Genomic DNA, 18193 nt, shown 5'->3' on the forward strand with positions numbered 1-18193 from the left:
GAAGACTCATTTCCTTAAGGCGCGCACAATGCCTTCGAGCCAATCCTGATGGCCGGCCACCATGGGATTGGGATGCGTTTTCGCCAGTACTTTGGCGGGCTCTCCCTTCTGGCTTTCCTGCGTCAATATGCGTACGCGATTGTGCGGGAGTTCTTCAATGAGCCACGCATGAATGACGTCAAGTCGATCCTTCCCCTGGCCGCACCAGCCGTGCCAGGCAAGACGGGCGCATGCTTCGCGCCCGGGCGGCACGCATTCCGTGACTTTTGCATCCACGGGGAAACCGAAAGTGCGGAAAAAGAAAACGTCGCCTTCCTTCAAATCGTCATTGCTGAACCGAATATCGGATGCATTTGCATAGTATTCGGGCCAGCGGTGCGGATTGACGAGCAGCGCCCAAACGTCCTCAACGCTTAAGCCCTGCACGATCACCTCGTTGGATGCGAAGTTGTCGGTCATTCCGGGAAGATAGTCTTCCGGCCAGCGAATCGATTCCATTTTGTCTCCTAAAAAATAAACCTGCATGAAGTCAGGAATTATCAGAAGACGAAGAATAAGTGGTTTTTAATTTGATATCAATAACTTACAAACCTCTCAGTCACTTACCGATTCGTTAGTACATCTTTTTTTGACCTCGAGCCGGCAAGCATTTTTCTCGAGCGGAATCAGTAAAATCAGCGGCGATTCGGTATGCCGAAAGGTATGGAGAAAGGTTGTGCCAAAACTTCAGTCTTCTTATTCTTGTGCTTTGCTTCTGGCGATGGATTTGCTCGGCGGTAAATGGAAGCTTCGGATTCTCTGGCATATTCTCGAGGGCGCCACTCGATTTTCGTCCTTAAGGCGCGCCATGCCCGACATCTCGGAAAAAATGCTCGCCACGCAGCTCAACGATCTGGAAGCCGACGGCATCTTGTCGCGCACCATCGTCTCCGCCAAACCACTGCACATTGAATACGCTTTGGCTCCCGATCAGCAGGAACTGTGCCGGGCATTGGCCGATTTATGCGAGTTCTCGAAAAATTACGCCGCTAAAAACAACATTGCCCTTCTCGGCGGAACGTGCTGCCCGCATGAAACTCCTTCAGGCAAACTCCGCTCCGGGGCGTCTGACCAAGAGTGAGATTGGATCTGGCGGAGATTCCGCTCACCGGGAAGCGTGCTGCAGGCTTTCCGAATCATCGGTGCGTATTCTTCTCACTCACTAAAGCCTTTCGCCAGCAAGCGTCGGAACCTGCGAAAAAATAACTCCTGAAAAGCGACTAAGACTGCATCTCAGTCGCCTTCAGGAGTATCGGCACTTGAAGTAAGTTCTTCAGCGATCCCTTACTTCCCGCTCGTCAGATCCTCAAGGAACTTCACGTAGGTTTCCTTCGTGAAGACGGGCTTGAATTCGCGGCAGATGATGTCGGCCGCCTCAGCGCCGTCCCAGAGGAGATCGATGATCGTCATCGCGAGCACCTCGGGCGACTTCACGTAGGCCGTCTCTTCGTCGAAGACCTTGTAGTCAGCGCCGTGGAGCGTGCCGGAGACGCAGCCCACCCAGGGGTGCACGACCGGCATCAGGTGCGAAACGTCGCCCATGTCGGTCGAGCCCGCGGAGTGCTCGCCCTCGACCGTATTGGCGTCGCCGAAGATCTCATGGGCATTGGCGCGGAGCACATCGCGGAAGTGCGGTTCCGGACGGAGCGGCAGGTACCCCGGCAGATCCGAAATCACGCATTCGGCGCCGAGCGCGGCGCCGCCCGCGCGAAGCGCCCGGTTGATGGCGCTGTTGTAGTGCGCGAGCGCTTCAACATTGGCGGCACGGCAGTAGCTTTCCATCTTGACGTAATCGGGAATCACGTTCACGAGGTCGCCGCCCGCATTGATGATCGGGTGGAAGCGCACGCAGTCGCTGTCGCGGAAGGTTTCGCGGATGGCATTAACGCCCATGACGCCGAGCATGGCGGCGTTGAGCGCGTTGATGCCTTCCTCGGGGCAGCCGGCGGCATGCGCGGCGCGGCCGTGGTATTCGATGAGCTTGCCCACAAAGCCGTTCGACGAGGCGCCGACCGTGAAGTCGCCGTTGGGGTTCTTGGTCGAGCTCACGTGCATCATCATGGCGAGGTCGATGTCGTCAAAGCCCCCCTCGGCGATGATCTGCTGCTTGCCGCCCAGGAACCGGAGCTTCCCTTCCTTTCTGAGGCCGCTGCGGTAGTCGATCTCAACATACTCTTCGGCAGGAACCGCAAAGAAGACGACGTCGCCTCCGAGGAGTTCCATCGCGCCCGTTTCTTTGAGCGCGCGGGCAACGGCGAGCACGTTTGCGATCTGCACGTTGTGGCCGCAGCAGTGCGCGGCGCCCGTGACCGGGTCGCTCGCCTCATGCTTTCTGCAGACGATGGCGTCGAGTTCGCCCAGGAGCGCAATGGTTCTCGCGGAATTCGCGCCCTTGAGGCGCGCCTTCACGCCCGTGTGGCCCCAGCCGTCCTCATGCGCGATGCCGAGCGCGTCAAAGGCAGCCTTCACCTTGGCCGACGTCTTCACTTCCTTGAAGCCGAGTTCGGGTTCGGCAAAGATGGAGTGGCCGAGCGCCTGGGTTTCGGCAAAATTCTTGCGGATGGCTTCGCAGACGCGCTTCTTCAGTTGTTCCTTGTCCATGGCTGGACTCCTTTTGTTGTCATGTCCGGAGCGGGATCCTGTCTGCTCCGGGCTTTATTCCATGTACTTGAATCGTACGCGCGGGACATGCTTGATGCCCCGCGCTCTAAAAAACTGTTTCTTTTCTGTTAGAAGATGCCTTCAAGGTGGAGCATCACTTCAGCAAGCGCCGTCGCGCAGATGAAGCTGCCGGCGGCAACGGCAAGCGCCACCGGAACGATGCGCCACGAGAGGCGCTTGAAGCCTTCCATGTCCTTGCCGAGCGAGAGGCCGCAGTAGGCAAGCACCACCGTCGTGATCGGCAGGAACCCGATCTGCTTCGTGTAGGAAAGGAGCACGTCGCTTCCCGGGAACTGCGGGAGCGAAAGCACCACGGCAAGAATCGACACCCAGAAGACCATCGGGAGGCGGTTGAAGACCGGAAGATGCGAAATAAAGACGCCGGCCGCAGTAATCGCGACAAGAATCAGGGCACCGATGGCGCTGCCGCCCAGCGCGGGATCCCCCGTCTGCATGTTGGCGATCCAGGTATAGAACCCCGTCACGAGCAGAATGAAGAGGACGTCGTACATCTCGTTGAGAATCTTTTTCATTTTTTTCAATCTCGCTGAATTCTGTTGATAAGTGCTTGTTCCCGTGGATCAGGCCGCCCTGGCTGCCTTGCTGCCGCCCTTGTCGCGGGTGAAGAACTCATAGACCTTGATCGTGACCGGGAGAGAGATGAAGAGCGAGAAGTAGATGCCGAGGACCGAGGTGAGGAGGTTCGCGGCTGCCGCGTAGGCGCGCACCGTTTCCTCCCACTCCGGATGGACCGCGATGATCGAGCTCATCGAAGCGGCCATCATGGAGGCGCTGCCGATGCCCGCGCCCATGGCGAGCGAATGCGGGTGGAAGATGCCGAGCTGAGCGATGATGCCCGCGAGGAGCGACACCCAGAGAGCGCCGAAGACCGTGCCGCAGACATACATGCCCATGACGCCGCGGCCTTCTGCAGAATCGAGGCCGAAGCGCTCGGCAATAATGGCGACGTTCGCCTCGCGGTCAATCGAGTAGCAGGCGCCGATCGCCTCGCGCTTCATGCCGAGAAGGAGCGCAACCGGAAGACCGAAGATGAGCGTGCCGAAGAAGTGCCCGAACTCCTGCATGATGAGGGCAAGCCCTGAATCCATGATCATGCTGATGTTGGGGCCGATGTCGAGGCCGATCTTCGTGATGAGGATCAGCACGCCGATCGAGAGCATCTTGCCCGCGCGGTTCATTTCCGGGAGCTTGATGAAGTTCCACCGCGGGAAGCTCGCCACGGCGCCGAGCACGAGCGCATAAAGGAGCGGCAGAAGCACGACGAGTCCGAACTTCAATATGCCGATCCACTCTGATACCAGCACGATGATGAGTGCGAGAAGGTGAATTTTGTAGTTGCGGATGAGATCCATGATGTCTCCCGGATGGGTTGAATGCTTTTGCCAGGGGTTTGAATTTATGGAATCAGAATGGAAACGGGAGCGCCTCAGCCTCTGAGGTGCTCCCGTTCTTGAATCTGTCTTTCGGTTTCAGGTTCTATCCCGCCTGAATCCTCCTGAACGTGCATCTGCGAGGCGAATGAGCTTTCTCCCTGTTGAAGGAGAGCAAGAGGAGGATGTAGAGGAGAAGGAGGTTTGACGCGCGCGCCAGAGGGCTTCATCGCAGCGGATGAAGTTCTGGAACTGAAGTACTGCGGCGGTCATTGCTTTCCCTTTGCCTGAATATCGAAAAATGGGGTTTGCGTCTTTTCTCAAAACGCATGTGAGAAAACATAGCACGCCTGCCGCTAAGTGTGAATAAGCAGAACTGCGCATGTTCTAATTACTCACACAAACCCATCGGGAGCGCCGATGCCGCGGGACTTCAGGTGCCGAGCATTGAGCTTGATCAAAACTCGGAGGCGGCTTCGCTCATGGCGAAACGCTCCGCGCCCGTTTAGGATGAAAAGCACTATGCAGAACATCTTTTTTCCCCACGCGTCCTATTCCAACTATTGGTGGCGCCCGTCTGAAAATCAAGGCGGGTAGCGCGGTCATGCGCACGGAAAAAGTTTAGAAAGCCTTGGCTTCAAGGCCTTCAATCTCATCGAAACCCGCCCGAAAGCGGGTTTTTGCATTTCTGGAGCCCGCGAAAAGTTTCGGATCTCAAGTCTCCAATCATTCGCCCATCGATAAGGACCCTTCAAAATGACGAGCCAAGACGCTTCCAAGGTCATGCCGGACTCCCGAACTGAGACCATCCCCTTCTTTTTCGGTCCCGCCACGCTCCTCATCCCCTTTCTCCTCTTCGCGGCCGCGTCCGTCTATCTCTTCGTCTTCCTGAAGGTCTTCGACCTCATGGCGCTTGCGGGCGCGGGGCTCGCCGCGCTCGTGAGCGGCGCGCTCCTCACGCGTAGTCCCAGGGCCTACTGGAAGGCCGTGCTCGCTGGCGCCGCATCGGAATTGACGGCCACCGTGCTTCTGCTTCTCATGGCGGCCGGCGTCTTCTCTGCCATGATGAAGGCGGCGGGACTCGCGCAGGCGCTTGCTCTTCTGACGGGCGGCGCCATTGCCGGGACGCCCTTTCTCACGCCGGCGGTCTTCCTGATCTGCGCCGTGCTCGCCACCGCAACAGGGAGCTCCATCTCTACGATTCTCGCCGCTTCGCCCATCTTCCTCCCCTTCGGCGCGGCGCTCGGCTGCGACGTGCCGATGCTCGCGGGCGCGATTCTTTCGGGCGCCATCTTCGGCGACAACCTCGCTCCGGTCTCGGACGTGGCGATTATTTCGGCCATGACACAGTCGGACAATGCGGGGCGCCCCATTGATCTCGGCGAAGTCGTCCGCACGCGATTCCCCTTCGCCATGGCGGCGCTCATCATTACGCTTCCCTTCTACTTCCTGGGCTCCGCCGGGAGCGCTCAAGGCGTTGAGGTTTTTGAAGACGCAAACCTCATGAGCCTCGTGATGATCATTCCGGTCGCGCTCCTCATCTATGTCGCCATCCGCTCGAAGGACGCGCTTCACGCCGTCACGCTCGCGACGGTGACCGGACTCGTCCTCGGACTCATTACCGGAATCCTCACGCCCGCACAGATCGTGTCCGTAAAGGACGGAGCCATTTCGGGCGTCATTACCGGCGGCATCGCCAATGTTTCGGGGATCATGCTGATGTGCCTCGCGCTCTTCGGATTTACGGGCGTCATCCACCGCACGGGGCTCGCTGATGCTGCTGAAAAATTCCTCGGCCGTGAAGCCGCTTCCCCGAGAAGCGCCGAGACGCTCCTCGCGGTGGTGACGGTGCTCATCTCCGCCGCGCTCGCAGCCGTCACGAGCGTTGCCGTGGCGCTTGCGGGCCAGCTCGCCGACAGGCTGCTCCGCGACCGCATCGACCCCTATCGCCGCGCCTACCTTCTCGCCGGGTTCGCGAACAGCCTCCCTGTTATTCTTCCCTTCTCGGCCTTTTCGCTCATTACGCTCTCAGCCGCCTCGAGCCTCGGGGACGCCTCTCTCACGCCCTTCACGCTCATGACGGCGACCTATTATCCGGTTGCGCTCTTCGTGGTCTTCACGCTTTCGATCGTCACCGGCATCGGCCGCCCGAAGGCAGAGGCGAAAGAGACAAATCCGTAACCCGCAGGAAACACCAAACAGCATGTCTTCCAAAGAACTCGCACCAGACGAATTTGAACTTTACGACCTGAAGGTCACGGTCGAAGGCGGCAATTTCGTCTGCCGACACCATTCGGACCAGGGCTTTCGCGTTGAAGGCGAAGACCTGATTTTTCCGGAGGGCGGCCGCTTCTCGCTCTACGCGATGGCGGCGCTCCTGCCGCTTCTGCCCGCCAAGGAAAGGTCGACCGCGTCGGCAGACTGGATGACGACGGACGCGCTCATCGCCTGCCCGGATCCCAACTGCGGCGCGCGCTTCAGAATCACGCGCACGGCCAGGCGCATCTTCCGTCACGGCGACTGCACGGTCGTGCCGCTCGAGAGCGAAACCAAAACGAATTTCAGCACTGAGGAGAATTCCAAGTGACCGCAACCATTGCCCGCTATCCACTTCTGCCCGACTATTCCTGCGCCCGCGTCATCAACGGCGGCTGGCAGCTTGCAACCGGGCATGCGCTTGAAAAAGCGCTCGACTATTCCGATGCGGAAAAAGCCTTCGAAACGCTTCTCGACCACGGATTCGACACCTTCGACTGTGCGGATATCTATACGGGCGTCGAGGAATTCTACGGCCGGATCATTCGCTCCCGCCGTGCAGCCGGTCTGAGCCTTCCGAGGATTCATACCAAGTTCGTCCCCGACCTCAAGGATCTCGCGCACATCGACCGCGCCTATGTCGAGCGCATCATCACGCGCTCGCTATCCCGCCTCGGCGTGGAGCGCCTCGACATGGTTCAGTTCCACTGGTGGGATTATGAAGTCCCGGGGATGGTCGATACCGCCGGATATCTCGTGGAACTCCAGGAAAAGGGATTGATCCGCGCGATTTCGACGACGAACTTCAATGCCGAAAATCTTCGCCGTCTTGTCGACGCAGGCATCCCGGTCGTCACCAACCAGTGTCAGTACTCGCTTCTCGATCGCCGCCCGGAAAAAGCGCTCGTTCCGCTTTGCCGGGAAACGGGCGTGAAGCTCATCTGCTACGGCACGGTGGCGGGAGGCTTCCTGAGCGAAAAATGGCTCGGCGTCCCGCAGCCCGACATCACGAAGCTTGAAAACCGCTCGCTCGTCAAATATCTCCTCGTCATTGAGGATACGCTCGGCTGGGATGGCTACCAGGAGCTTCTCAGAATCCTTTCCCGCATGAAGGAGGAAACCGGCCTCTCGATCGCCGCGCTCTCGACCCTCTACATTCTCGGCGAACCGCAGGTCGCGGCGGCCGTGGTCGGCACCCGGAGCTCAAGACACGTCGCCGATACGCTCACACTCGCCGGACGCGAGCTTTCCGCGGACGCCCGCAGCGAACTCGACCAGTTCGTGCGGAAGTTCCCGCAGATCGCCGGCGACTGCTTCGACGCCGAGCGCGAGCCGGGCGGCAAGCACCGCAACATCATGCGCATGAACCTGATGGACAGCGTTACCGGGAAGTAATCGCCGGCGTTCTTTATCCGAAGAGCCATCACGCAAAAAGCCCGCAGTTCGAAAGCTGCGGGCTTTTTGCTGTTTTGCGGGATGAAGGGCGAACGACCGGTTACTTCCGTTCCGTCGTAATCGTCACCACCAGACCGCGGTCGCCCACTTCGACGGGCTGAGGCATTTCGCCTTCGAGATCTCCAGCCTGGGGCATGAAGTTCCCGGTCTTCGAAATGCGGGCGCCGACGATGACCGTCTTGGTGCTAGCGAGCGTCTCAGCGCCCATCGCCATGCGCATGGTTTCGTTGAGTTCGAAGTTGTAGGGAAGATCCTTCACCTTCACCTTCGTGAACGCAACGGGCATCTTGCTGCCGGTGGCCGGACGCGCATAGATGAAGACCGTATCTTCGGGCGAGGCAAGCGCCTTCATCTTGTCGTCGAGGATCACCGTGCCGGCAACGGCATGAAGCTGCGAGGGAGAAGCCGTGGCGGGAGCGGTCTTCGAGAGCTCATTGGCGGGCGAGGCTTCCTCAGCCTTCGCGCCGTCCGCGGCGTTTCTCTGGGAAGCAGTCGGCGAAACGGCCGAGATCGAGTCGTTCACGCCGCCCAGGCGCTTCGCTTCATTGATGTTCGCCTGAATCTGCTCGCGATCGGGGAAGTCGCTAGGAACAGACTTGAGGAGCCGCTCCCAGTAGTCCGCAGCCTGAGCATAGTGTTCGCGGTCCCAGGCGTGAATGGCGAGGAGCGCGAGCGCCTTCCACTGCGTCGGGTCAATCGAAAGAGCCTTCTGCAGGACCTTTTCGACATCAGGCGTAATGACCTTCCCGTTCGCAGCAGCCATCATGTCGGCCATGTCGGCCAGAATGTCGGCGTTGTTCGGCACGAGGGCATTCAGGCGCTTGAAGGCTTCCACCGATTCGTCGAAGCGGTTCATCGAGGCCGCGGTGCGCGCGAGCATGAACCAGCCGTTGGCGTTCCGGGGATCCTTCTCGAGGTTGGCCTTCAGGTCGTCGAGCATCTTCTGCATGTCGCGCTGCGAGTGACCGCGGCTGCCCGGCTGCTGAGCCTCCATCATGGCGATGAACTGCGGGTCCATCGCGGTATAGCGGCCGAGCGCGTAGTAGCCGAGAACCGTTGCGCACGGAATCACGACAAAGAGAATGACGGCGAGAATGCGGGGCATGCGGGAGGACTTGCCGGAGCGCACCTCCTCCTCATGCTTCGTTTCCTCGAGCACGCGGCGCTCAAGTTCGAGGCGCGATTCCTCGTATTCGTCCTGATCAATATGACCGGCAGCCTTCTCGGCTTCGAGGTCCTGAGACTGCTGCTGCAGAATCGCGAGAACCTGCGCGCGGCGGTCTGAGTCGGAGCGCGAGCGCCCGCCGAACCAAAGGGGAAGGCACACTGCAGCGACGGCGATGAGCGCCATCACGGTACAGAGAATGATGAATGTCGTCACTTCCCTTACTCCTTGCTGCCGCGAAGCAGTTCATCGGCAAGCGCCTTTTCCTGAGCGGAAAGGGGCTTCGTCGCCTCATTCACGAGGCGCTTTCTGCGGCGCAGATTGATGTAGAAGGCGATGATGCCCACGAGGAAGAGGCAGACGGGCCCGAGCCAGAGAATCGCCGTGGAGAGCTTGAAGGGCGGCCTGTAGAGCACGAAGTCGCCGTAGCGTTCGACCATGTAGTCGACGATTTCCTGGTTGGTCTTGCCGGCCTTCACCTGCTCGATCACCTGATTGCGGAGGTCCACCGCAAGCTCGGCGTTCGAGTCGGCAATCGACTGGTTCTGGCAAACGAGGCAGCGGAGCTGCTCGGACACTTCAACGACGCGCTTGTGCGCAACCGGGTCGAAGGCCGTGGGAGCGGCTTCGCGCGCTTCCGCCGTTCCCTCAATCACGGGGCCGGCAAGCAGGAGCGCGCAGAGGAGCGGAGCCAAAAGGTTCTTCATCATTTTTCGGCCTCCAGCTGATCCAGAAGGGGCTTGACCTGCTGATGCCAGAGGTCGTCGAGGATCGGATAGCTCACCTTGGCGCGGATGACGCCCTTCTTGTCGATCACGAAGGTTTCCGGCACGCCCGTAACGCCGAGATCGATGCCGATCTTGTTCTTCTCTTCGAAGATCACGACGTCGTAGGGATTGCCCGTGTCTTCAAGAACCTGACGGCCGGCGCCGACGGAGTCCTTGTAGAGGAAGCCCACGATCGGGGTCTTGAGGCCCGTGCGCTTCAGACCCACGAGATAGGGGTGCTCCTCCTTGCAGGGAAGGCACCAGCTCGCCCAGACGTTGAGCATCCAGACCTTGCCCTTCATGTCTTCGGTTTTGAACTTGACCGCGGGATCATAAAGGGTCGACATCTCGAAAGCCGGAAGCGGCTTATTGATGAGGACCGACGGGAGCATGCGCGGATCAAGATAGAGGCCCTTGAAGAGGAACCCCGCAAGAACCACAAAGATCGCGAAAGGAATGAGGAATTTTGCTTTCATCATTTGCGTAATCTCCCTTTTGATCAGGCTGCCTGAATGGCGGGCTTGCCGGCGCTCTCAGCCTTTTCCTTGCGGCGGCGGTAGCGGCGGTCGGAGGCAGCAATCAGGCCGCCGATGCTCATGAAGATGCAGCCGAACCAGATCCAGGTGACGTAGGGCTTCGAATAGACGCGGACAACCCAGCCGCCGTCAGAACTCGGCACGCCGAGGCTCACGTAGACGTCGCCCGTGATCGAATGGCGGATGGCGGCTTCCGTCATCGGCATCGAATTGGAGCTGAAGTACTTGCGCTTTTCAGGATAGAGGTGCTGCAGTTCCTTGCCGTCCCTGAGGAGCGTGAAGTCGCCGCGGTCGGCCGTGAAGTTGGCGCCGCGGGCGCTCGAGACGCCGTTGAAGACGAAGGTGTAGCCGGCAACCGAGACCGTGTCGCCCTCGAACATGCGCACGTCGCGTTCAGCCTGATAGCCCTTCACGAGCGCCACGCCGATGATGAAGACGGCAACGCCGAAGTGAGCGAGAAGCATGCCCCAGTAGGCGCGCGGCTGACGCAGGAGCCGTCCGAGGAAGCCCGTTCCTTCAGGCGCAAAGCGAAGCGCTCCGCGCAGATCCTCGATTTCGCCGAGAACCACGAAGGCAGCGAGCGCGCACCCCGTGAAGACCCAGTTGCTCCAGGCGCCCATGAGGAGCGGAATGGCCGCACCGATGATGATGGCGCCGATGAAGCACCAGGCAAGACGGCGGGCGAGCTGAACCGGGTTGGCATCCTTCCAGCGCGCGAGCGGGCCGACCGCCATGAGGAAGACCATCGGAAGCATCAGGGGACCGAAGACGGCGTCAAAGTACGGAGGCCCGACCGAGATCTTGCCGGCATTGAGCGCATCGAGGAAGAGCGGATAGAGAGTGCCGAGGAGCACGGCGCCCATCGCGACAACGAGCAGAACGTTGTTGACGAGGAGCATCGACTCGCGCGAAATCATCGCGAAGTTCCCGCCAAGCCCCACCGACGGCGCGCGCCATGCGAAGAGGAGGAAGGAAAGGCCAATCACGACGATGAGGAAGGCGAGGATGAAGAGGCCGCGTTCCGGATCGGTTGCGAAGGCATGGACCGACGTGAGGACGCCCGAGCGGACGAGGAAGGTGCCGAGAAGCGAAAGCGAGAAGGTGAGGATCGCGAGAAGCACCGTCCAGATGCGGAAGCACCCGCGCTTTTCCGTGACAGCGAGCGAGTGAATCAGCGCCGTGCCGGTAAGCCAGGGCATGAAGGACGAATTCTCAACCGGATCCCAGAACCACCAGCCGCCCCAGCCGAGTTCGTAGTAGGCCCAGTAGGAGCCGAGCGCAATGCCGAGCGTGAGGAGAATCCACGCGGCCGTGGTCCAGGGGCGCATCCAGCGGGCCCAGGCCGCGTCAAGGCGTCCTGAAAGGAGCGCCGCGATGGCAAAGGCGAAGGGAACGGAGAATCCGACGTAGCCGAGATAGAGAAGCGGCGGATGGAAGACCATCCCGGGGTCCTGCAGGAGCGGATTCAGGTCCGCGCCTTCAGCGGGCGCCGGGAAGATGCGCAGGAACGGGTTCGACGTGAAGAGCATGAAGAGGAGGAACCCCATGCCGACCAAACCCATGACGCCCGTCACGCGGGCCACCATGTCTTCAGGAAGGCGCTTTGCCGAGAAGGCAACCGCGGCGCCCCACCAGCCGAGCGTCACTGTCCAGAAGAGGATCGAGCCCTCGTGCGAACCCCAGCTTGCAGCCACCTTGTAGTACCAGGGCAGCATCGAGTTGGAGTTGTTGGCGACGTTGAGGACCGTAAAGTCCGAAAGATAGAAGGAATATGCAAGGCAGGCAAAGGCAATCGTGCCGAAGAGCGCGTTTGCAGCTGCAGCGGGCCTCGCTACGGCCATGAGCGCGCCGTTCCCGCGGGCGGCGCCGATAAGCGGCAGCACGCCCTGCACGATGCTGAGCGCAAGGCACAGGATCAATGCGAAGTGTCCGATCTCAGGAATCACTTGTATTCTCCGTTGATGAAAATCCGTTTGGGGAGAATTCCTCCTGGAACCCTTCCCGCCCGGGTGGTGAGCCTCTCTTCTTCAGGTTCTGCCGCCTGAGGCGCATCCGCCCCGGGACCGCGAACGAATCGCTGGTCTGACGGGGCGCAGATGCGTACTTAAGCGCAGAGCATCATTACGAAGAAAAGCCTTTGGGGGATTTTCTGATGACGTGCTTCAGCGCCGTCTTCCGAGCGACTGGAGCTGAAGCATTTGCGTCTTCTGAAAACTTGGCCCCCTGATTCTTTTTTAGGGTTTTTCAGTGCATTACGGGTGATTGGCCGGCATCGGATCGCCGCGCGCAATCGCCGCGTCGTGCGCAGCCTTGTCGTGAGCCTTCTTCACGCCGGCCTTGTGAGCGTCCTCAAGGGCCTTGGCGGCTTCAGGCGGCATGTAGTTTTCGTCATGCTTGGCGAGCACCTCGCTCGCGACGAAAATGCCCTGTTCGTTCAATTTGCCCTGAGCAACCACGCCCTGGTTTTCCGCAAAAAGGTCGGGAAGAATGCCCGTGTACTGCACGTTCACGCTCTTTGCCGTATCCGTAATCCGGAAGTTCACCGTAACGCCGTCCTTTTCGCGCGCAACCGAACCGCCCTCAACCACGCCGCCCAAGCGGAACGTGCGTCCGACCGGCGCTTCCTTCGCCGCTACCTGAGTGGGCGAGAAGAAGAAAACGAGGTTTTCATTGAAGGCCTGCAGCGCCATGAAGATGCCGGCGGCGAGAACCACCACGGCAGCGCCGATCAGTGCGAGCTTCTTGGTCTTTGAATTCATGCTGATCTCCTTTACTTGCTCGGGGGTCTCTTATTTTTCAAGCGTGATTTCCGCCGCGCGCGCTTCGCGCATGATCCGGCGGCAGATGGCGCGGCGGCGCGTGATGAGCGACCAGAGCTCGTAGATCACGCCGGCCGTGAAGGCGCCGTATGCGCACCAGACGTAGTAGCCGTGTCCATTCATGTGAATGAAATCGGCAAAGGAATTCCAGTTGCTCATAGCTTTCCCTCCAGAGCCGCCTTCTGCGCCCAGTCGCTGCGGCGTTCGCGTTCAAGAATCATGGTGCGGGCGCGGGAGAGCACAACGGCAACGCCGTAGATGGTGCCGGCCGCAAGCATGATGAAAATGGTGTAGAGCATCACGTCGGCAATCGAGGAGCCGCGCGAGGTGATCGAAGCGCCCTGGTGAAGGGTATTCCACCAGCGCACGGAGAAATAGATGATCGGCACGTTGACGGCGCCCACAATCGAAATCACCGATGCTGCCTGGTCGGCGCGGCGCTTGTCGTCAATCGCGGCATGCAGCGCAATGAAGCCGAGGTAGAGGAAGAAGAGAATCAGCATCGACGTGAGGCGCGCATCCCAGACCCAGTAGGTGCCCCAGGTCGGACGCCCCCAGAAGGCGCCCGAAAAGAGCGCGATGAAGCCCATGAGCGCACCGGTGGGCGCCATGGCCTGAGCCAGGATGAAGGCGAGCCGCGACTGCTTGAGGAGCCCCACGATGCTGCAGACCGCCATCAGGAGGTAGAGCGACATCGAGAGCCAGGCGGCCGGGATGTGGATGAAGATGATGCGGTACGAATTTCCCTGACGGGCTTCAATCGGGCACACGAAGAACCCGAGGTAGAAACCGATGATGAAGAGCACGAGCGCCGCGCCCATGCACCATGGGATGAAGCGTCCTGCCTTGCGGTAGAAGCCTTCTAATGTTGCTTCACTTGCCATTTGACCTTTATCTCCTGCGACTGGGGAAATTCTTTGGGGATGGGATTGTTGTCTCTCACAAACTTACTGCTCTGCAATCCGGAGCGCGGCGGCGACCGCCATCGGGGCGAGCGCAAGCGAGAAGAGCGCGAGGCCGCCCACGATCATGAAGTGCGACGAGGGCGAGAGGCTCATCGAAACCGCCTGCGCGGCGCCGGCGCCGAAAATCAGAACAGGAATATAGAGCGGAAGAACGAGAAGCGACGTGAGGACGCCTCCGGCGCGAAGCCCGAGCGTGAGCGCCGCGCCAACGCCGCCCACGAGCGAGAGGACCGGGGTGCCGAGAAGGAGGCTGCCGACCATGACGACCGTCACGTCGAGCTCAAGGTCGAACATGACGCCGAAAATCGTGGCGAAGATCGTCATCGGAACGCCCGTGACGAGCCAGTGGGCCGCCACCTTGGCAATGACGATGACGGGAAGGGGCTCGGCAGCGACGAGCATCTGCTCGAGCGTGCCGTCCTCATGGTCCGTCGCGAACATTCTCGGGAGCGAGAGGAGCGCAGCAAGAAGCGCCGCCACCCAGACAACGCCGGGGGCAATGGCGCGAAGGATGTTGGTTTCAGCGCCGACCCCGAGCGGAACGAGGGTCACGACGACGGCAAAGAAGAAGATCACCTGAGCGAGATCAGACTTTCTGCGCAGCGACAGCGTGAGGTCGCGGCGAAGAATCGTGAGGAAGAGATTAAGCATGATTCATTCCTCCCGCGTTCAGGCCCTGGCATTCATGGCGTTTTCCGCTTCCGCGGCAGCCGCATCGTCCATGGCGCGCTCAACGGCGGAACGGCGGCGGGGCGCCCAGCGTTCGGGCTCGACAATGTGGAGCTGCGACTTGTCGACGGGCACTTCCTGGTGCGTGACGAGCATCACGACGCCGCCTTCGCGCACGTGCTTCGAAATGAGGTCCGAGAGACGGGCAACAGCCTTCACGTCGAGCGCGGTAAAGGGTTCGTCGAGCACCCAGAGGACGACGGATTCGGAGAGCCAGAGGCGCGCGAGCGCAACGCGCCTGCGCTGCCCCTGCGAGAGCTGCCCGGCCGGAACATCCTCGTATTCAGCGAGACCCACTGCAGCGAGCGCCCTGCGGGCATCCTCGCGCGTCGCCTTGAGCGACGCCACGCGCGCATTGATGAGGACGTTCTCAATGACGGAAAGATCGTCCTTCACGCCATTTCTGTGGCCGATGTAGCAGAGCTCGCGCCAGAAATCCTGAGCCGCCTTGAGAATCGGCGTGCCGCGCCAGAGGATCTCGCCCTCGACGGGGCGCATGAGTCCGGTCATCAGCCTGAGGAGCGTCGTCTTGCCGGCGCCGTTGCTGCCGGCAATGCGCACGAGCGAACCGGCTTCAACAGCAAACGACATCCCCTGAAAGAGCGTGCGTTCGCCGCGTTCACAGGTGAGGCCGCGGACTTCAAGAATGGGCTGGGTCATGGATCCTCTGTCGGCCGGAAACCCTGGTCCGGGCTTCCGGCGATTCGAAAGAAAGTTTTCATTCCGGGAAGATCCGTTTGGGGCAAGTCGCCTCCGCGGACCTCTTCGGGATTATTGCGAGGCAGTTTAGGGAGAGTAAATTAAGAAAGGCTTACAGATCGATACACTCTCCATTGCATCTTATCTATTGAAATCATTGAGAAATTTTTGTGTCTTTCGGGGACTTTCCCGAAGCTTTTCTTAAGTACGGGGAGCGGGCCTTTTATAATGTTCCGCTCCACGTTCATCATGCCGATCGGACGGGATCTCCTGAGATCCCCGTTCTGCGGCCGCCACGTATTCAAAAAATGCGCACTTTCCTTCGCTCCGCTCTTCTTCTCTCGCTTTCTGCCGGCATCCTTTCCGGGTGCGCCGCTGTTAATGAAGAGCACCAGAACTTTGCCAACCGCAAGATTGATATCGTTCCGGTCGTCGGGAGCATCTGGCGCATTACCGCATCGTTTCCAGGCTACGAATCCTCCACCGGCATTGCCGACTACATTTACGAGCGCGCTCAGGCCTTCTGCGGCGAACGCGGCATGGGCATGATGCCTCAGACGGGGTCGAGCTCCGCTGCCGGCGCCGACGGCACGCCCGCCGAGGCCTGGCTTGAGTTCCGCTGCTCCGCTCCCGAAAAGGTTGACCGCGAATACCAGCCGATCAAGCTCCACTTCGATCTTGAGGACGAAGACGAAAAGAAGAAGCGCTGATCCGTTTTCCTGCAACAGCTGATGTCTTCTGAAGATCTGCCGCTTCCGGAGAAGCCCGCGGACGAAGGCGATTCCGCCTCCGTCCCGGAACCCGTCTTCGACGCCGCGGCCGAAGTCCGCACGCTTCCGCATCTCCCGGGGTGCTACCGCTATTTTGCGAAGGACGGCTCGTGCCTCTATGTCGGCAAGGCGCGCGACCTCAGGAACCGCGTTTCGTCCTACTTCAGGCGCACGGGGCTTTCGCCCCGCATTGCGCTGATGGTGGCGAAGATTGCGCGCCTCGAAACGACAGTGACCCGTTCGGAAGCCGAAGCGCTTCTGCTCGAAAACAACCTCATCAAAACGCTTCATCCGCGCTACAACATCCGTCTGCGCGACGATGCGAGCTACCCCTACATCCGGATCGGCGGCGAGGAGTTCCCGAGGCTCTCCTACTACCGCGGGGGCGTCGACCGCAAATCCCGCTTCTTCGGTCCCTACCCGAGCTCAAGCGCCGCACGCACGGCCATCGAAATGCTGCAGAAGGCGTTTCTCCTTCGCACCTGCGAGGAGTCGGGCTTCAGGAACCGCCAGAGGCCGTGCCTTCTCGGGCAGATCGGCCGATGCTCGGCCCCCTGCTGCGGCCGCATTTCGGTGGAAGACTACCGGGCGGACTGCCGGCGCGCCGAGGATTTCCTTCTCGGGCATTCCCGCGAAGTTTTGGACGAGCTCGAAAAGCGCATGTGGGCGGCTTCTGAGGCCTGGGAATTTGAAGAGGCGGCGAAATTGCGCGACCGCATTGCCTCGCTTACCCAGATGCGCCACCAGCAGGCGATTGAAACCACGGGCGGCGACATCGACGCCGACATTGCGGCTGCGGCCGTGCGCGACGGCGCAGCCGCCATCAACCTCGCCATGGTGCGGGGCGGCCGGCACCTCGGCGACCGGGCGATCTTCCCGAAAATCGGCACGCGCGAAGACGGCGCCTTCCCCTCGAAGGGAGAGCTGATCGAAGCCTTCGTGAGCCAGCATTATGCGGATCTGCCGATCCCGGCGCTTCTCATCATCGAGCCCGATCCTTCGGATCCGGAACTCCCGAAGCGCCTCTCGGAGCTTCTCTCCGAACTCGCGCACCGCCGCGTTCCCGTCGTGACGGAACCGCAGGAAACGCGCCGCCGGTGGCTGGAAATGTGCGTTCAGGGCGCAGAGATCGCCCTCATGAGGCACCTTCAGGAAGAAGGCACCCAGCTCGCGCGCCTCAAGGAGCTTATTGAAATCCTCGGGCCCGGGTTCGACCCCCCGAGCGGCGATCCGATGGATTTTTCCGCCGAATGCTTCGATATTTCGCATACCCAGGGCGAAGCGACCCAGGCTTCCTGCGTCGTCTTCCGCGAGGGCCGCATGCAGAGTTCGCTCTACCGGCGCTTCAACATTACCGGCATCGAACCCGGCGACGACTACGGCGCCATGAAGCAGGCGCTCGAGCGGCGCTATGCGCCCGTCGCCCGCGGAGAGGCCGAGCTCCCGACCCTCGTTCTCATCGACGGCGGCAAGGGGCAGGTAGAAATGGCGCGCGAGGTTTTTGCGGAATTCGGACTTGACCCGTCCGTCATCGTGGGCGTCGCCAAGGGCGAAGGACGAAAGACGGGTCTCGAGACCCTCGTCTTCCCGCTTATCGACGGCGAGCGTCGCGAACCGCTCACACTGGGCCTCATGTCAAAAGCACTAATGCTAACGGCGGAAATCCGCGACGAAGCCCATCGATTCGCCATTACCGGCATGCGTGCCAAAAGAGCAAAGACGCGCAATGCCTCGAAACTTGAGGATTTCGAGGGTATCGGCCCGAAGCGCCGCGCTAAACTACTTTCGCATTTCGGCGGCATGAAGCAGCTCAAGAACGCTTCGGCCGAGGACATCGCGCAGGTGCCGGGCATATCCCGCGCGCTCGCATCCAAAATCTACGCACAACTGCATCTGCAGCCGATTGACGCCGGCGGAGAGACCGCCTCCTAAATTTTTCTT

At 60.6% G+C, this 18193-nt stretch carries 19 protein-coding genes; 6 read left to right on the plus strand and 13 right to left on the minus strand.

What is annotated here, in order from left to right; all coding sequences use genetic code 11:
* Positions 1-6: 6 nt before the first annotated feature.
* On the minus strand, positions 7-498 hold the full coding sequence (locus Q0106_RS10025; RefSeq protein WP_297612349.1) for an SRPBCC domain-containing protein: 492 nt from the start codon (positions 496-498) through the stop codon (positions 7-9).
* A gap of 217 nt (positions 499-715) precedes the next feature.
* On the opposite strand from Q0106_RS10025, the gene Q0106_RS10030 reads away from it, so the two are divergent.
* Positions 716-1120 carry a helix-turn-helix domain-containing protein gene (locus Q0106_RS10030; protein ID WP_297612352.1) on the plus strand — a complete coding sequence of 135 codons (405 nt, stop codon included), beginning with the start codon at positions 716-718 and terminating at the stop codon, positions 1118-1120.
* Between the two features lie 203 nt (positions 1121-1323).
* Here the strand turns inward: Q0106_RS10030 and Q0106_RS10035 are convergent, their stop codons facing one another.
* From Q0106_RS10035 to Q0106_RS10045, 3 genes are all read right to left on the minus strand, one after another.
* Positions 1324-2640, minus strand: coding sequence for an amidohydrolase (locus tag Q0106_RS10035; RefSeq protein WP_152158379.1), 1317 nt, complete (start codon positions 2638-2640; stop codon positions 1324-1326).
* Between the two features lie 128 nt (positions 2641-2768).
* Positions 2769-3233 (minus strand): hypothetical protein, encoded by a 465-nt coding sequence (locus tag Q0106_RS10040; protein WP_139687604.1) that lies wholly within the window; start codon positions 3231-3233, stop codon positions 2769-2771.
* A 48-nt stretch (positions 3234-3281) separates the two neighbouring features.
* Positions 3282-4073 carry a DUF3100 domain-containing protein gene (locus tag Q0106_RS10045; protein ID WP_297612357.1) on the minus strand — a complete coding sequence of 264 codons (792 nt, stop codon included), beginning with the start codon at positions 4071-4073 and terminating at the stop codon, positions 3282-3284.
* Between the two features lie 774 nt (positions 4074-4847).
* Here Q0106_RS10045 and Q0106_RS10050 point away from each other — a divergent pair.
* From Q0106_RS10050 to Q0106_RS10060, 3 genes are read left to right on the plus strand one after another with little or no spacing between them, the layout of a single operon-like run.
* Complete coding sequence (locus Q0106_RS10050; RefSeq protein WP_297612360.1) at positions 4848-6272, plus strand: Na+/H+ antiporter NhaC family protein; 1425 nt, start codon at positions 4848-4850, stop codon at positions 6270-6272.
* Positions 6273-6294: 22 nt separating this feature from the next.
* A complete protein-coding gene (locus Q0106_RS10055) occupies positions 6295-6678 on the plus strand; it encodes a TIGR04076 family protein (RefSeq protein WP_297612363.1) in 384 nt (127 codons plus the stop codon).
* Entirely contained in the window at positions 6675-7742 is a 1068-nt protein-coding gene (locus Q0106_RS10060) for an aldo/keto reductase (protein WP_297612365.1), read from the plus strand. The genes Q0106_RS10055 and Q0106_RS10060 overlap by 4 nt, the downstream gene beginning before the upstream one ends.
* A gap of 100 nt (positions 7743-7842) precedes the next feature.
* On the opposite strand, the gene ccmI is transcribed toward Q0106_RS10060, so the two are convergent.
* The 9 genes from ccmI to ccmA form a co-directional block, all read right to left on the minus strand.
* Positions 7843-9183, minus strand: coding sequence for a c-type cytochrome biogenesis protein CcmI (gene ccmI / locus Q0106_RS10065; protein ID WP_297612367.1), 1341 nt, complete (start codon positions 9181-9183; stop codon positions 7843-7845).
* 5 nt (positions 9184-9188) lie between these two features.
* Positions 9189-9674: a cytochrome c-type biogenesis protein gene (locus Q0106_RS10070; RefSeq protein WP_193222582.1), complete on the minus strand. Its 486-nt coding sequence runs from the start codon at positions 9672-9674 to the stop codon at positions 9189-9191.
* A complete protein-coding gene (locus tag Q0106_RS10075) occupies positions 9674-10213 on the minus strand; it encodes a DsbE family thiol:disulfide interchange protein (protein ID WP_139687611.1) in 540 nt (179 codons plus the stop codon). Before Q0106_RS10075 ends, Q0106_RS10070 begins: the two co-directional genes overlap by 1 nt.
* 20 nt (positions 10214-10233) lie before the next feature.
* Entirely contained in the window at positions 10234-12216 is a 1983-nt protein-coding gene (locus tag Q0106_RS10080) for a heme lyase CcmF/NrfE family subunit (RefSeq protein ID WP_297612371.1), read from the minus strand.
* A gap of 306 nt (positions 12217-12522) precedes the next feature.
* On the minus strand, positions 12523-13029 hold the full coding sequence (ccmE, locus tag Q0106_RS10085) for a cytochrome c maturation protein CcmE (RefSeq protein WP_297612373.1): 507 nt from the start codon (positions 13027-13029) through the stop codon (positions 12523-12525).
* Positions 13030-13059: 30 nt separating this feature from the next.
* A complete protein-coding gene (ccmD, locus tag Q0106_RS10090) occupies positions 13060-13248 on the minus strand; it encodes a heme exporter protein CcmD (RefSeq protein WP_152158114.1) in 189 nt (62 codons plus the stop codon).
* Positions 13245-13973: a heme ABC transporter permease gene (locus Q0106_RS10095; RefSeq protein ID WP_139687615.1), complete on the minus strand. Its 729-nt coding sequence runs from the start codon at positions 13971-13973 to the stop codon at positions 13245-13247. The genes ccmD and Q0106_RS10095 overlap by 4 nt, the downstream gene beginning before the upstream one ends.
* A gap of 63 nt (positions 13974-14036) precedes the next feature.
* Positions 14037-14705: a heme exporter protein CcmB gene (gene ccmB / locus Q0106_RS10100; protein ID WP_152158115.1), complete on the minus strand. Its 669-nt coding sequence runs from the start codon at positions 14703-14705 to the stop codon at positions 14037-14039.
* Positions 14706-14723: 18 nt separating this feature from the next.
* Positions 14724-15443, minus strand: a complete 720-nt coding sequence (gene ccmA, locus Q0106_RS10105; RefSeq protein WP_297612377.1) for a cytochrome c biogenesis heme-transporting ATPase CcmA — start codon at positions 15441-15443, stop codon at positions 14724-14726.
* Between the two features lie 347 nt (positions 15444-15790).
* On the opposite strand from ccmA, the gene Q0106_RS10110 reads away from it, so the two are divergent.
* Positions 15791-16192 carry a hypothetical protein gene (locus tag Q0106_RS10110; RefSeq protein ID WP_152158117.1) on the plus strand — a complete coding sequence of 134 codons (402 nt, stop codon included), beginning with the start codon at positions 15791-15793 and terminating at the stop codon, positions 16190-16192.
* A gap of 21 nt (positions 16193-16213) precedes the next feature.
* Complete coding sequence (gene uvrC, locus Q0106_RS10115) at positions 16214-18184, plus strand: excinuclease ABC subunit UvrC (protein WP_297612380.1); 1971 nt, start codon at positions 16214-16216, stop codon at positions 18182-18184.
* Positions 18185-18193: the final 9 nt, after the last annotated feature.

The organism is uncultured Sutterella sp. (assembly GCF_937923675.1).
In the GTDB taxonomy this organism is placed as follows: Bacteria; Pseudomonadota; Gammaproteobacteria; order Burkholderiales; family Burkholderiaceae_F; genus Sutterella.